The sequence below is a fragment of the Stenotrophomonas sp. GbtcB23 genome (genome assembly GCF_019091045.1).
GTDB classification, from domain to species: Bacteria; Pseudomonadota; Gammaproteobacteria; order Xanthomonadales; family Xanthomonadaceae; genus Stenotrophomonas; species Stenotrophomonas rhizophila_A.
In genome coordinates this window covers 1-422 of sequence record NZ_JAGXKC010000221.1, presented here as the reverse complement: position 1 = coordinate 422, position 422 = coordinate 1, and the positions used below count along the sequence as shown (strand labels likewise).

At 67.1% G+C, this 422-nt stretch carries 1 protein-coding gene; it reads right to left on the bottom strand.

Annotated elements, in window-relative coordinates; genetic code table 11:
* A partial coding sequence (locus KVS69_RS18875; RefSeq protein WP_217539503.1) for a hypothetical protein occupies positions 1 to 422 on the bottom strand: 422 nt, incomplete at both ends.

Here is a 422-nt window from a genome sequence, read left to right as displayed (position 1 = left end):
CCATGTGGCCCATACCGGATCCGGGTCGATCCCCTGGTCTGCCGTCATCGCCAGTGCCTGATCGGCGTACTCGCTCGACGCGCCGTCGGAAGCGGCGACCATGCGAATCATGCGCGGCAGCATGTCGGCGTATGGCTGTGCCAGCTTCAGTGCCACTTCGTACTGGGCCTCGCCGAGCATCAGATAGGCTGCGTAGGGTGAAGACACGGCTTCCTCGCTGTCGATGGCCAGCATGTTGGTCAGCAGTGACGACTGGCCAGCCAGCGCCCTGATCTCCGCATTGCTGGCGCCCAGCATGCGCTTGACGCGTGCCAGTTCCAGCGCCGCGTACTCCGACGTCGCCGGCGCGGTCGCCGCCCTCGACCAGGCTTCGCTGGCACCCGCCCAGTCGCTGCGTCCAGCGAGCACGTAGCCGGCAGCAT